12 protein-coding genes are annotated in these 13,172 nt (G+C 64.5%); 3 read left to right on the top strand and 9 right to left on the bottom strand.

The genetic code is table 11. The features are described 5' to 3' along the window. Positions 1 to 126: 126 nt before the first annotated feature. Entirely contained in the window at positions 127 to 462 is a 336-nt protein-coding gene (locus ACTJJN_RS14750) for an ArsR/SmtB family transcription factor (protein ID WP_003254716.1), read from the bottom strand. A 49-nt stretch (positions 463 to 511) separates the two neighbouring features. Between ACTJJN_RS14750 and xenA the strand changes: the two genes are divergently transcribed. Further along, positions 512 to 1,603, top strand: coding sequence for a xenobiotic reductase XenA (gene xenA, locus ACTJJN_RS14755; protein ID WP_440781363.1), 1,092 nt, complete (start codon positions 512 to 514; stop codon positions 1,601 to 1,603). 123 nt (positions 1,604 to 1,726) lie between these two features. Here the strand turns inward: xenA and ACTJJN_RS14760 are convergent, their stop codons facing one another. From ACTJJN_RS14760 to ACTJJN_RS14780, 5 genes are all read right to left on the bottom strand, one after another. Beyond that, the gene (locus ACTJJN_RS14760) at positions 1,727 to 2,974 is read right to left on the bottom strand and encodes an NAD(P)/FAD-dependent oxidoreductase (RefSeq protein ID WP_392494131.1); all 1,248 of its coding nucleotides are present in this window, start codon (positions 2,972 to 2,974) and stop codon (positions 1,727 to 1,729) included. A gap of 2 nt (positions 2,975 to 2,976) precedes the next feature. Further along, positions 2,977 to 4,554, bottom strand: coding sequence for an aldehyde dehydrogenase (NADP(+)) (locus tag ACTJJN_RS14765; RefSeq protein ID WP_440781364.1), 1,578 nt, complete (start codon positions 4,552 to 4,554; stop codon positions 2,977 to 2,979). 152 nt (positions 4,555 to 4,706) lie between these two features. Continuing rightward, positions 4,707 to 5,654: a dihydrodipicolinate synthase family protein gene (locus tag ACTJJN_RS14770; protein ID WP_003254709.1), complete on the bottom strand. Its 948-nt coding sequence runs from the start codon at positions 5,652 to 5,654 to the stop codon at positions 4,707 to 4,709. Positions 5,655 to 5,700: 46 nt separating this feature from the next. Continuing rightward, positions 5,701 to 6,627, bottom strand: coding sequence for a 4-hydroxyproline epimerase (locus tag ACTJJN_RS14775; RefSeq protein ID WP_440781365.1), 927 nt, complete (start codon positions 6,625 to 6,627; stop codon positions 5,701 to 5,703). A gap of 23 nt (positions 6,628 to 6,650) precedes the next feature. Continuing rightward, on the bottom strand, positions 6,651 to 8,264 hold the full coding sequence (locus ACTJJN_RS14780; RefSeq protein ID WP_012051492.1) for an APC family permease: 1,614 nt from the start codon (positions 8,262 to 8,264) through the stop codon (positions 6,651 to 6,653). Positions 8,265 to 8,611: 347 nt separating this feature from the next. On the opposite strand from ACTJJN_RS14780, the gene ACTJJN_RS14785 reads away from it, so the two are divergent. Next, positions 8,612 to 9,394, top strand: a complete 783-nt coding sequence (locus ACTJJN_RS14785; RefSeq protein WP_088513426.1) for an AraC family transcriptional regulator — start codon at positions 8,612 to 8,614, stop codon at positions 9,392 to 9,394. Here the strand turns inward: ACTJJN_RS14785 and ACTJJN_RS14790 are convergent. Beyond that, on the bottom strand, positions 9,382 to 10,269 hold the full coding sequence (locus ACTJJN_RS14790) for a LysR family transcriptional regulator (protein WP_012051494.1): 888 nt from the start codon (positions 10,267 to 10,269) through the stop codon (positions 9,382 to 9,384). The genes ACTJJN_RS14785 and ACTJJN_RS14790 overlap by 13 nt on opposite strands. 141 nt (positions 10,270 to 10,410) lie before the next feature. Here ACTJJN_RS14790 and moaB point away from each other — a divergent pair, with 141 nt between their 5' ends. Then, positions 10,411 to 10,950 (top strand): molybdenum cofactor biosynthesis protein B, encoded by a 540-nt coding sequence (gene moaB, locus ACTJJN_RS14795; protein ID WP_088513425.1) that lies wholly within the window; start codon positions 10,411 to 10,413, stop codon positions 10,948 to 10,950. Positions 10,951 to 11,033: 83 nt separating this feature from the next. On the opposite strand, the gene ACTJJN_RS14800 is transcribed toward moaB, so the two are convergent. After that, complete coding sequence (locus ACTJJN_RS14800; RefSeq protein WP_014755676.1) at positions 11,034 to 11,933, bottom strand: bestrophin family protein; 900 nt, start codon at positions 11,931 to 11,933, stop codon at positions 11,034 to 11,036. 20 nt (positions 11,934 to 11,953) lie between these two features. Further along, entirely contained in the window at positions 11,954 to 12,958 is a 1,005-nt protein-coding gene (gene moaA, locus ACTJJN_RS14805) for a GTP 3',8-cyclase MoaA (protein WP_012051497.1), read from the bottom strand. Positions 12,959 to 13,172: the final 214 nt, after the last annotated feature.

The raw sequence follows: 13,172 nt of genomic DNA on the forward strand, positions 1-13,172 counted from the left end.
ATTGTTGTGAAAGAAAGCCACGGGGGAGACCTCGTGGCTTTTTTGTTGCCAAGCACAGCGCAACCCTCAGGCTTATCGCCATCCCTGGTAGGAGCGGGTTCACCCGCGAAGAGGCCTGCACAGGTATCACTGCTGGCGCAGGATGCACTCCAGCAGCCCGGGAAACCGCTCGCCCAGCATCTCGCTACGCAGCGAATTCATATGGGTAGTCCCCACATTGCGGGTTTGCACCAGCCCTGCATCACGCAACACACGGAAGTGGTGGGACATGCTCGACTTCGGCCGACCTCCATCCAGCTCGCCACAGCTGGCCTCGGCCACGCCGGCCAGGTGGCGGACGATTTCCAGGCGTACGGGGTCGCTGAGCGCATAGAGCAGGCGTTCAAGGATGAGGTCGTCGGGGTTGGGATGTTTATAGGCTCGCATGGTTGACATGATAACGGGGGTTTCATTAATTGCCATAGTTCGATTATGATCGAACAACAGTATTCAAATGAACCCGGAGTTTCCCATGTCCGCACTGTTCGAACCCTACACCCTCAAAGACGTCACCCTGCGTAACCGGATTGCCATTCCGCCGATGTGCCAGTACATGGCCGAAGACGGCATGATCAACGACTGGCACCACGTTCACCTGGCCGGCTTGGCCCGTGGTGGTGCCGGCTTGCTGGTGGTCGAGGCCACTGCTGTGGCGCCGGAAGGGCGTATCACCCCCGGTTGCGCCGGTATCTGGAGCGATGCCCACGCTCAGGCGTTCGTACCGGTGGTGCAGGCCATCAAGGCTGCCGGCTCCGTGCCGGGTATCCAGATCGCCCACGCCGGGCGCAAGGCCAGCGCCAACCGCCCGTGGGAGGGTGATGACCACATTGCCGCCGACGACGCGCGCGGCTGGGAGACCATTGCCCCGTCTGCCATTGCCGTTGGCGCGCACCTGCCGAAAGTGCCACGCGAAATGACGCTGGACGATATCGCCCGGGTCAAGCAGGACTTCGTCGATGCCGCCCGCCGTGCGCGTGATGCCGGCTTCGAGTGGATAGAACTGCACTTTGCCCATGGCTACCTGGGCCAGAGCTTCTTCTCCGAGCACTCCAACAAGCGCACCGATGCCTACGGTGGCAGCTTCGACAACCGCAGTCGCTTCCTGCTGGAAACACTGGCCGCCGTGCGCGAAGTGTGGCCGGAGAACCTGCCGCTGACGGCGCGCTTTGGTGTGTTGGAATACGATGGCCGCGATGAGCAGACCCTGGAAGAGTCGATCGAACTGGCCCGTCGCTTCAAGGCCGGTGGGCTCGACCTGCTGAGCGTGAGTGTCGGCTTCACCATTCCCGACACCCACATCCCCTGGGGGCCAGCGTTCATGGGGCCGATTGCCGAGCGCGTGCGCCGCGAAGCGAAGCTGCCCGTGACGTCGGCGTGGGGCTTTGGTACGCCGCAGTTGGCGGAGGCCGCATTGCAGGCCAACCAGCTGGATCTGGTTTCGGTAGGGCGCGCGCACCTGGCCGACCCGCACTGGGCTTACTTTGCGGCCAAGGAGCTGGGGGTGGAAAAAGCGTCCTGGACCTTGCCAGCGCCTTATGCGCACTGGCTCGAGCGTTATCGCTGAGGCTTGGAGGGGCTGCTTTGCAGCCCATTCGCGGGCAAGCCCGCACCCACAGAGACACCACAGGTGTCAGATACTGCACCCTCTCTGTGGGAGTGGGCTTGCCCGCGAATGTGCCGGTAGAGGCTAAAACCGGTCCAGTCGGTATGCGCCCATCTCAGGCCCACCAGCCTGCTCAGCCAACCGCCCCACCCATTCCGCCGTCACCGCCGCCTGGGTCAACCCCAGGTGCTGATGCCCAAACGCCAACAGCACCCGCCCATCGCACACCCTGTCGATCACGGGCAATGAGTCCGGTAACGAAGGCCTGAAACCCATCCACGGCGTTGCCCCTTCGGCGCTCAAGTCGTGCCGGAACAAGCCCTTGCTCAACCGGTGCAACTGCCATGCCCGCTGCATGCTCGGCGGTGCCTGCAGCCCGGCAAACTCCACTGTGCCCGCCAGGCGCAAGCCTTCGGCCATGGGCGTCATGATGAATTTGCGCTCAAGCGAGGTGACTGCAAACGGCAGGCGCTGGTGCTCACCCGGCAACATCAGGTGGTAGCCGCGTTCGGTATCCAGCGGCACCCGCGTGCCTGTCAGCGCGGCAGTCAGTTTTGCAGAATGGGCGCCACAGCTGACAAGCACCTGGCGGGCATTGAGCATGCCTTGGTCGCTGGCAAGGCTCACGCCGGCACTGTGCAACTGCCCGCCATCGACCTGCGCCTGGACAAAGCGCACCCCACTGGCCTTGGCCGCTTCGAACAATTCGCACACCACCCGATAAGGGTCGATGAAGTGCCCGGTGCACGGGAAGAACAGGCCGCCTAACAGTGACGGGCTGAGTTGCGGCGCCGCTTCGCGCACGGTTTCGGCCGTCCAGAAATCCACCGGCACCGCCTGCTGTTGCATGCGTGTGCGCAACGCCTCCAACGCCTGGCGTGACTCAGGCTTCTCGAACACCAGCAACGAACCATCCTCTTGAAACAACTCGCTGCGCCCGATCGAGCCCAACAGCCGTTGCCAGGCGCCCAGGCTGCCTTCGTTCAGCGTGCGGATGCCCGCCACGCTGCGCTGGAACGGCGCCGGGCGCAGGTTGAGCAGCAGCCGGGTGAACCACGGCATGGCCTTGGGCAGGTATTTCCAGTCCAGGCGCAGCGGGCCCATCGGGTCGAGCAGCATGCGAGGCAGGCGCTTGAGGATCGACAGGTCGGCAATCGGGAACACTTGCTCGGTTGCCAGGTGCCCGGCATTGCCGAAGGACGCGCCAAGGCCGGGTGCCTGGCGGTCGACCAGGGTTACCCGACGGCCCTGGCGGGCCAGTTGCAAGGCACAGGCGACGCCGACGATGCCTGCGCCGACCACGGCAATATCGGTTTCAGCGGTTTCGAGCATGCTCAGCCTTCCCGTTTGCCATCTAGCAGGCGCCGCAGTTGCAGCGGGTTGCAGTGTTTCAATGCCTGCGGCAGCAGCGCATCGGGGACGTCCTGATAGCAAACCGGGCGCAGGAAACGCAGGATCGCCGCGGTGCCCACCGAGGTGGTGCGGGCATCGGAAGTGGCCGGGAACGGCCCGCCGTGGACCATGGCATCGCACACCTCGACGCCGGTCGGCCAGCCATTGACCAGAATGCGCCCGGCCTTGCGCTCAAGGGTGGGGAGCAGGGCGCGAGCGCTGTCGATGTCGGCCTCGTCCAGTTGCAGGGTGGCGGTCAGCTGACCTTCCAGGTGTTCGGCTACCTGGCGGACCTGCTCATCGTCGGTGCAGGCAACGACCAGCGACGCTGCACCGAACACTTCAGCCTGCAACGCCGGGTCGGCGAGAAACGCTTCGGCCTGGGTCACGAACAACTGTGCCTGGCACTGGTTGGGGCCCTGATCGGTTTGGCCACTGGCGATGGTTTGGGCACAGGAGTTGTCTGCCAGGGCTGCGATACCGGCCTGGTAGGCACTGAAAATGCCGGGGGTGAGCATGGTTTGGGCGGGGGCCTGCTGCACGTAACCGGCGGCTGCAGTGATGAACCGCTGCAGTGCCGGCCCCTGCCGGGCGATTACCAGGCCAGGGTTGGTGCAGAACTGGCCGGCGCCCTGGGTCAGCGAGGCGACGAAACCTTGTGCCAGTGCTTCGGCACGGGCTTGCAGGGCGGCGTCGAACAGGAACACCGGGTTGATCGAACTCATTTCGGCATACACCGGGATGGGCTCCGGGCGCGCCTGGGCGGCTTGGCACAGCGCCATGCCACCGCTGCGCGAGCCGGTGAAACCAACGGCCTTGATACGCGGGTCGCTGACCAGGGCAATGCCCACTTCGCGGCCCGAGCCATAAAGCAGCGAGAACACACCGTTCGGTAACGCGCACTGCTTCACTGCTTGCGCCACTGCCTGGCCGACCAGCTCACTGGTGCCGGGGTGGGCACTGTGGGCCTTGACCACCACGGGGCAGCCAGCGGCCAATGCCGACGCGGTGTCACCACCGGCTACCGAGAAGGCCAGCGGGAAATTGCTGGCGCCGAACACGGCGACTGGCCCCAGGGCCACCTGGCGCTGGCGCAGATCAGCGCGGGGGAGGGGCTGGCGCTGAGGCAGGGCGCTGTCGACCCGCACGCCCAGCCATTCGCCGGCGCGCACTACACGGGCAAAGGTGCGTAGCTGGGTGCAGGTACGACTACGCTCGCCCTGAATGCGTGCCTTGGGCAGGCCGGTTTCGGCCATGGCACGGTCGATCAGGGCATCGCCGAGGGCCTCGATCTGTGTGGCGATGGCTTCAAGGAAGTCTGCTCGTTGTTCGAGCGAGGTTTCGCGGTAGGCGTCGAATGCCGCCCAGGCCAGCGCGCAGGCCTGGGCCACGTGTTCGCCGGTGCCGCCGAGGTAGGCCGGCTCCAACGTCTGACCGGTGGCTGGGTCGATGGCACGGATGGCTTCGCGGCTGCCGGTTACCGGCCTCTGGCCGATCAGCAGGTTGCCTGTGAGGGGCATGTAGCCTCCTTGGATATCTAATGCAGATGCATGGGGGGGATTACGACCCCTGTAGGAGCGGGTTCACCCGCGAACACCGGCGAAGCCGGTGCCATGCACCGGGTCGCCTGATTCGCGGGCACGCCCGCCCTCACAGGGAGAGCAGTGGCTGCTCAGGCGATGTTCTGCTCGGCCGACCAGCTGGCATACCAGCTGCGGAACAGCGCGTACTGCTGTTCGGCATAGTTGCGCTGAGCGTCGGTCAGTACGTCGGTCTCGTTGAAGTGCAGGCTGTACTCGGTGTCGCCGTTGAGCACCATCAAGTGCTTGTAATACAACACCAGGTCGCAGCCCTCGTCGAACGACGACAGTACCGCCAGCGCCGCTTCCAGCTCGCGCGCCAGGCGCCGGGCACGGGCGTCGCCTTTGGCGGCCTGTTTGCTCAGGCTCACCAGTTGCAGCACTTCGCGCGGCAGCGCGTTGCCGATGCCGGTGATGGCGCCGGTGGCGTTGCAGTTGACGAAGCCATGCACCACCTGGGTGTCGACACCGACCATCAGGGTGACATCGTCATCCTTGGAGGTGATGTGCTCGGCGGCGTAGCGCAGGTCGGCGCCACCGCCGAACTCCTTGAAACCGATCAGGTTGGGGAACGCGCTACGCAGTTCGAAGAACAGGTCGGCGCGGGTGGCAAAACCGTAGTAGGGGCTGTTGTAGATCACCGCCGGCAGCTTCGGCGCGGCAGCCAAGATGGCCGAGAAGTGATGCTTCTGGGCGATCAGCGAGGCGCCGCGGCTGAGCACGCGAGGGATGACCATCAGGCCGGCGGCACCGACCTTGGCGGCGTGGGCGGCATGCGACACTGCCTCACGGGTGTTGACTGCGCCCGTGCCGACGATGGTCGGGATACCGGCCGCCACCAGGCGCGCCACGCCTTCCTGGCGCTCGGCCTCGGTCAGCAGCGGCCAGTCACCCATCGAGCCGCAGTACACCACCGCGCTCATGCCGGCTTCGATCAGTTCGCGGCCCTTGCGCACCAAGGCGTCGAAGTCCGGCTTGCGCTCGGCGGTGCATGGGGTCATCAGGGCGGGCATGGTGCCGGTGAAAATGTTGTTGGTCATTGTTGTTACTCCTGGCGAAATTGGGTTTGGTCAAAAGGCCGGGGGCTCAGATGCCCCAGGCGAACGGGTCCTGTTCGTCGATCAGCAGGGTGCTGTCGGCGGTCATGTGGGCGCGGCCGGTGATGAACGGTCGAATACGCTCACCGTCACGCTCGTAACGGCCGTGAAACTGGCTGCCGGTGATGCTGGCCTGCACCCAGGTCTGGCCTTCGGCAAGCGTGCCGTCGGCGGCCAGGCAGGCCAGCTTGGCGCTGGTGCCTGTGCCGCATGGGGAGCGGTCGTAGGCCTTGCCGGGGCACATCACGAAGTTGCGGCTGTCGGCGTTGGCGTCGTCGGCGAACAGCTCGACATGGTCGATGGGCGCGCCGTTTTCGCCGGTGATGCCTTGGGCTTCGAGCGCCTTGAGCATGGCCCAGGTGTACTCGGTCAACACCTCGCGGTTATCCAGCTCGATGCGCTGGCCGTGTTCGGCAACGAGGAAGAACCAGTTGCCGCCCCAGGCGATGTCGCCGTGCACCACGCCATGGCCGGGCACATTCACCGCCACATGCTGGCGGTAGCGGTAGGAGGGCACGTTGCCGATGGTGATGGCGCCGTCGTCATGCAGGGTGGCGCTGACCTGGCCGACCGGGGTGTCGATCTTGTGCACACCCGGTGCGATCAGGCCCAGGTGCTGTAGCGAGGCGACCAGGCCGATGGTGCCGTGACCGCACATGTTCAGGTAGCCGGCGTTGTTGAAGAAGATCACCCCGCAGGTGGCGTCGGCCGACACTGGCGGGCAGTACAGTGCGCCAACCAGCACATCGTTGCCGCGTGGCTCCAGCAGGCAGGCGCGGCGCCACCGGTCGTGCAGCTCGCGCAGTTCGTCGCGCTGTTCGGCCATGCTGCGGCCGTGCAGTTGCGGAAAGCCCTTCATCACCAGGCGGGTTGGTTCGCCGCCAGTGTGGGAGTCGATGACGTGAATCTGTTTCATGGGCTTGTCCCTTGCGTAAAAGATCAGGAAGCGACGGCAGCAGGGCGGCCGGTATAGGTTTCAGCGCAGGCTTCGCTTTCGTCCTCGCCTTCCAGGCGCACCAGGTGGGCAGGCACGCCAGTGGCCGCGCCCCAGTAGTAGATGCCCAGCGCGCAGGCCGCCACGACCACGGTGTCGAATGGGTGGCCGATGACGCCCAAGCCGCCGAAGCTGCCCAGCCACGACAGCAGGATGGTCAGCGCATAGAACCCGATCAGCCACGCCGACGAGCGAACTTGCTGAGCCAGCGACAGGTGCTGGGTGGGTACGAAACGGCTGCACAACAGGTACAGCACGAACATCACGATCTGCAGGGCCAGCAGCCACGACACGGTGTTCCAGCCCGACCAGTACACGATCAGCGCGGCGATGATGAACGACAGCGGGCCGAGCACAGCCATGCCCTTGACCCGGAACGGGCGCGGCATGTGTGGTGCATTGCGGCGCAGGGCGGCGACGCTGACCGGGGCCACGGCGTAGCTCAGTACCAGAGCGGCGGATACCACGTTGATCAGCGCTTCCCACGACGGGAAGGGCAGGGTCCAGAACACCGACAGGCCAAATGTCAGCCACAGGGCCGGGCGCGGGATGCCGGACTCTGCATCGATGCGGGTGAAGTACTTGAAGAAGGTGCCGGTCTGCGCCCAGCCATAGATCACGCGCGGGGTGGCGTTCATGTAGATGTTGCCGCAGCCGCTTGGCGAGATTACTGCGTCGGCCACCACCAGGTAGGCGAGCCAGCCCACACCCAGGGCCAGGGCGATGTCACGGTAGGGCAGGGCCAGTTCCTTGGTCACGCTGGCCCAGCCGTTGGCCAACATTTCGGTCGGCACGCTGCCGAGGAAGGCCAGTTGCAGCAAAGCGTAGATCGCGGTGGACAGCAACACCGAAAGAATCAGCGCAATCGGGATGGTGCGCTGCGGGTTCTTGACCTCGCTGGCCACCGAAATGATCGGCGTCAGGCCCAGGTAGGCGAAGATGATGCCGCCGGCGGATACGGCCATTTCCACCCCGGACAGGCCGAACGGGGCAAAGCCCTGGACCTCGAAGTTTTCTGGCTTGAAGAAGGTGAACAGCACGCCGATCACCAGCAGCGGCACGATGAACTTGAACACGCTGACCAGGTTGTTGGCCTTGGCGAAGGTTTTCACGCTGCGGTAGTTGAGGAAGAAGAACAGCCCCAACAGGGCGAACTGCACCAGCCAGCCGAGCACGGTTGGGTCGCTGGAGCCGGCCTTGGTCAGCCCGGGGAACCAGGCGGCGGCGTATTGGCGTGAGGCGACCACTTCGATGGCGATCAGGCTGGAAAAGGCGATCAGGGTGATGAAACCCATCAGGTAGCCGAGCAGTGGGCCGTGCGAGTAAACCGGGTAGCGCACCACGCCGCCGGCACGTGGCAGGGCGGCGCCCAGCTCGCAGTAGACGATACCCAGCAGCAGTACGGCGAACCCGCCGAGAAACCAGGAGAGGATGCCGGCCGGGCCGGCGATGGCCGACACGTGGCTGGCGGCGAACAGCCAGCCGGAGCCGAAAATGGCCCCTAGGCCGATGAAGGTGAGGTCCAGCAGTGATAACTGTTTTTTGAATTTGCCTGACATGGGTTCGCCTTTTTGTTGGTTATTGGATAGGCAGGTCTGATGTCACGAGATGCGGCTTTTTGGGCCGCGCTCTTGTAGGACTTGGGCGGCTTGCGTGGGGCATAGAGTGAACCGGTCGGGGCGGCGGTTCTTGATGGTTTTCTGCAAGGGGGATGACGAAATCGGCACAGTTGCAGAAAAACAGTGGTAAGGCGCAAAGCGGGGGGATAGGCTCAAAGCCATACCGGATAAGGGTTTGAGAGATGCAGTGCTAGTGCCGGCCCTTTCGCGGGTGAACCCGCGCCCACAGGCACCGCACAGGATTCNCACCCGCGAAGAGGCCGGCCCAGCCAGCAGAGAACCGACAGATGACCGACGCCCCCCTGGCAACCCTCTACCAGTCCCTCGACCAGCACCGCCCCGCCACCCTCGAGGCCCTGCTCGCCGGTGTATCGCTGTTGCTGCCGATGCTCGACGCCATCCCCAACGCCGCGATCTTCATCAAGGACCCGGCCGCCCGCTACGTGCTGGCCAACAACACCTTGGTCCAGCGCTGCGGCCTCAAGCGCTTGCAACCGCTGCTGGGCAAGACCAGCGCCGAAGTGTTCCCGGCACAGCTGGGCCCCGGGTACACCGAGCAGGACCGCCGGGTGCTCAAGGAAGGGATGGTGCTGGAGGACCAACTGGAGCTGCACCTGTACGGCAGCCGTGAACCCGGCTGGTGCCTGACCCACAAGCGCCCGCTGTACAACCAGGCGGGCGAGATCATCGGCCTGGTTGGTATTTCGGTCGACCTGCAGTCAGCCGCCGACAGCCACCCCGCTTACCAGCGCCTGGCCGCAGTGGACGAGCACATTCGCCAGCATTTTCACCAGCCGATCAGCATGGGCGAGCTGACCCGCATCGCCGGTATTTCCGTGGCCCAGCTGGAGCGCTATTGCAAGCGGGTGTTCCACCTCACGCCCCGGCAGATGATCCACAAGGCGCGCCTGGAGCATGCCCATCGCCTGCTGCATTCGGACCTGCCGATCACTGAAGTGGCGATGCGCTGCGGCTACACCGACCACAGCGCCTTCAGCCGCCAGTTCAAGCAACTGACCGGCTTTACGCCGCGCCAGTATCGCCAGGCTACCGCCGATCAGGTGGCCTGAAACAACCCCCGGGCCTCGGCAAAGCATTGCTCGGCAATCGCCGAGCGCGGCTCGCTGCGGCGCAGCAGCAGGCCGACCGGGCTGTGGATGGCGGCGTCGGCCACCGGTACGATGCGCAGGTGCTCGCTGAGGTCTTCCAGGCCGCAGTCCAGTGGCATGATCGCGCAGCATAGGCCGGTGTTGATGGCCTGGATAAGCTGGAAGCTCGAGTCGCTCTCAAGCACCGCATTGGGCTCCAGGCCACGGCTGCGGAAGCTCAGGTCCAGCGACTGGCGGTAGTGCATGCCTTTGCTCAGCAGCCCCAGCGGAATATCGCCAAGCTCGTCCCAGCGCAGCCGGTCGCTGGCGAACTGGAAGTGCCGTGTATCGTGCAGCAGGCCCATGGTGGTGGTGCCGAGTTCGATCACTTCGAAGAAGCTGGTGTTGACCTGGTCCAGGTAGCAGATACCCAGGTCGAGCTGGTTGCGGCTGAGGCCGTCGATGACCTGTTCCGAACTCAGCGAGCTGAGCTGAAAGTGCAGTTCGGGGTATTTTTCGCGCAGGGGCAGCAGCAGGTGCATGGGGTTGAAACTGGCCAGCGGCACCGTGCCCAGGCGCAGGCTGCCGACCACCTGGCCACGGCAACTGGCAGCCTCGGCCTGCAGGCCGTCATGGGCGGCGAGCAGGGTACGGGCCCAGGCCAGGATGCGCTCGCCGGCCTCGGTGAAACCTTCGAAGCGCTGGCCCCGCTTGACCAGCACCAGGTCCAGTTCGTCTTCCAGGTTGCGCAGGCGCATGGACAGCGTCGGTTGGGTGATATGGCACAGCGCCGCCGCCTGGCCGAAGTGGCGGGTCTGGTCGAGGGCGATGAGGAACTTGAGCTGCTTGATGTCCATGGAAGTGCCTGGCGTCTGGTTATGCAGACCTTAACCCACGTCTGCGATAGATGTCATTGATCGGCCGGTACGTCATATCGATTGGACGCCTCGGGGGGTATGCCTCTAGCGTGGTGAAAATGCCCTTCAAGGAGCTTCACCGTGCGCGTCCAACTTGATGCGGTCTTCGTACCGCTGAACATCGCCGTGCTGACTGTCAGCGACACCCGTACCTACGACAACGATACTTCCGGCGCGCTGCTGGCCAACCGCTTGGTCGAGGTCGGTCACCGGCTGGTGGCGCGAGCGCTGCTCAAGGACGACCTGTACAAGATCCGCGCTCAGGTGGCCAGCTGGATTGCCGATGAACAGGTGCAGGTGGTGCTGATCACCGGCGGGACCGGCTTTACCGGGCGCGACAGCACACCCGAAGCGGTCGAGTGCCTGCTGGACAAGCGTATCGATGGGTTTGGCGAGTTGTTCCGGGCATTGTCGATTCTCGATATTGGCAGCTCGACCGTGCAGAGCCGGGCGTTGGCCGGTTTGTCCAACCGCACGTTGGTGTGCTGCCTGCCGGGCTCGACCGGAGCCTGCCGCACCGCCTGGGAAGGGATTCTGGCCGAGCAGCTGGATGCACGGCACCGGCCATGCAACTTCGTCAAACACCTGTTGCCGATCGAGGCCTGCGCAAGCCGGGGCTAAGGGTTACCGGGGGGGCGGGCCCTGTGCTGTCCCTTGTAGGCGCGGGTTTACCCGCGAAAAGGCCAGAACAGGCAACCCCCCGGTCAGCTCAACACATATCCCACCGGCAACAAGGCGGGAGGCAGTTGCTGTTCCCCTAGCCCGGCCAGCACATCGCGCTCCACAGTCCGCACCATGGCATCGGTCGGCAGATCGTTCTCATCGCGCCCGAACGGGTCTTCCAGCTCGTTGCCGATCGCATCCAGCCCGAAGAACGTGTACCCCACGATGGTGGTGAACAGCGGTGCCAGCCAGCCCAGTGGCTCGGCCAGGGCAAACGGCAGCAGCAGGCAGAAAATGTAAATAGTACGGTGCAGCAGCAGCGTGTAGGGGAACGGCAAGGGTGTGCCCTTGATCCGCTCACAGGTGGCCTGCACTTCGGTCAGGCCCACCAGGCGCTGCTCCAGCAGGGTGTAGCGCCATTCGCTGATCTGTTGCTGTGCGGCCAACCGTGAACAGTGTTCGCCGATTTCACGCAGGATGCCGTCGCACACATTGTGCGGGCTGATCGCATCGGCCCTGGCCAGCCACGGCCTGGCAGCTGCCCGTTCGTCCTCGTTACGCAGCCGGGCATTGAGTGCATGGGCGAAACCACACAGGTTGCGCAGCAGTTCGGCGCGCAGTGTTTCGTCGGTAATCGCCACGCTTTCCCGCACGAACGAGCGGGTTTCGATAATCAGTTTGCCCCAGGCCTTGCGCCCCTCCCACCAACGGTCGTAGCACGCATTGTTGCGAAAGCTCATGAAGATCGACAGCGACAGGCCCAGCAAGGTGAATGGCGTGGCGCTGACCGGGTAGAAATACGTCGGGAAATGCCGCTCGACCAGCACGATCAGCGCGGCCAGCAGTGTCACCATCAGACAGCGCAGGGCAATGCGTTTGACGATCGACCCCTTGAGGGTGAACAGCACGCGCAATACATCGGTGGAGGGGGGGACGATCATGGAAATCCAGAGACGGCTGCTCAGCCGCCGGTCATGTTCATGAAGCGCAGGATCTGCACATCGCCACCGACTTCGAAATGATGGCGATAGGGCTTGAGGTGCAGCGAGTCGCGAATGGCCTTTTCCAGGCGTTCGGGGTTGCCAGGGTGCGCGCGCAGCACGTGCTTGAGGTCTACCGAGTGTTCGTTGCCCAGGCACAGCAGCAGGCGGCCTTCGACGGTAAGGCGCACGCGGTTGCAGGTGGCGCAGAAGTTGTGGCTGTGCGGGGAAATGAAGCCGACCCGGGTGTTCGCGGCTTCGGCCAGGCGCCAGTAGCGGGCCGGCCCCATGGACGACTCGGTCGATTCGACCAGCGTGAACTGCTCGGCCAGGCGTGCCCGTACTTCATCGCTGGAGCAGAACGATTCGCCACGTTCATGCTCGCTTATTACCCCCAGCGGCATTTCCTCGATGAAGGTGATGTCCAGCTCGCGTTCGATGGCAAAGCGCACCAGATCGACCAGTTCATGGTCGTTGCGGCCTTTGAGTACCACGCAGTTGAGCTTGGTGCGTCTGAAACCGGCCTGGCGTGCGGCGTCGATGCCGGCGATTACCTGGGCTAGGTCGCCGGTGCGGGTCAGCTGCTTGAAACGGTCGGCATCCAGGCTATCCAGGCTGATGTTCAGGCGTGTCACCCCGGCGTCGAACAGCGGCTGAGCCAGGCGCCCGAGTTGCGAGCCGTTGCTGGTCAGGCACAGCTCGCGCAGGCCGGGCAGGGCGGCGATGCGCCCGCACAGGTCGACGATGCCCTGGCGTACCAGTGGCTCGCCACCCGTCAGGCGAATCTTTCGGGTGCCCAGCGCGACGAAGCGTTCGGCCACCTGGAACAGTTCTTCGAGGCTGAGGATTTGCTGGCGCGGCAGAAACTGCATGTCTTCGGCCATGCAGTACACGCAACGGAAGTCACAGCGGTCGGTGACCGACATCCGCAGGTAGTCGATTTTCCGGTTGAAGCCGTCGATCAGGGCCCGGCTGTTCTGTTCCACGTTCGCACTCGAATGGGTTGGGACATGACTCCAAGCTATAACCTGGCCGCAAGGCCGTCAAATTGCTTTGCCTGACCGGTTGATCGATGGCCTCTATCGCCTGGGACAGCCTCTGGCAGCCATGATCGAAACCGCTTATCACGCCGTAAGATCTTTCGATTGGACGCCCCTTCCCACGCTCCATAGGCTGGAAAAAAGCATCGAAGCGTGAGGA

This window comes from Pseudomonas sp. 22515 (assembly GCF_052044625.1).
Taxonomy (GTDB): Bacteria; Pseudomonadota; Gammaproteobacteria; order Pseudomonadales; family Pseudomonadaceae; genus Aquipseudomonas; species Aquipseudomonas alloputida.

Excerpts from the sequence above, each read along its gene's own strand:
- ACTJJN_RS14785 (WP_088513426.1), top strand. The coding sequence starts at position 8,612 with ATGACCGACGCCCCCCTGGCAACCCTCTACCAGTCCCTCGACCAGCAC.
- ACTJJN_RS14770 (WP_003254709.1), bottom strand. The coding sequence starts at position 5,654 with ATGACCAACAACATTTTCACCGGCACCATGCCCGCCCTGATGACCCCA.
- ACTJJN_RS14765 (WP_440781364.1), bottom strand. The coding sequence starts at position 4,554 with ATGCCCCTCACAGGCAACCTGCTGATCGGCCAGAGGCCGGTAACCGGC.
- ACTJJN_RS14760 (WP_392494131.1), bottom strand. The coding sequence starts at position 2,974 with ATGCTCGAAACCGCTGAAACCGATATTGCCGTGGTCGGCGCAGGCATC.
- ACTJJN_RS14790 (WP_012051494.1), bottom strand. The coding sequence starts at position 10,269 with ATGGACATCAAGCAGCTCAAGTTCCTCATCGCCCTCGACCAGACCCGC.
- ACTJJN_RS14750 (WP_003254716.1), bottom strand. The coding sequence starts at position 462 with ATGGCAATTAATGAAACCCCCGTTATCATGTCAACCATGCGAGCCTAT.
- ACTJJN_RS14775 (WP_440781365.1), bottom strand. The coding sequence starts at position 6,627 with ATGAAACAGATTCACGTCATCGACTCCCACACTGGCGGCGAACCAACC.
- ACTJJN_RS14780 (WP_012051492.1), bottom strand. The coding sequence starts at position 8,264 with ATGTCAGGCAAATTCAAAAAACAGTTATCACTGCTGGACCTCACCTTC.
- xenA (WP_440781363.1), top strand. The coding sequence starts at position 512 with ATGTCCGCACTGTTCGAACCCTACACCCTCAAAGACGTCACCCTGCGT.
- ACTJJN_RS14800 (WP_014755676.1), bottom strand. The coding sequence starts at position 11,933 with ATGATCGTCCCCCCCTCCACCGATGTATTGCGCGTGCTGTTCACCCTC.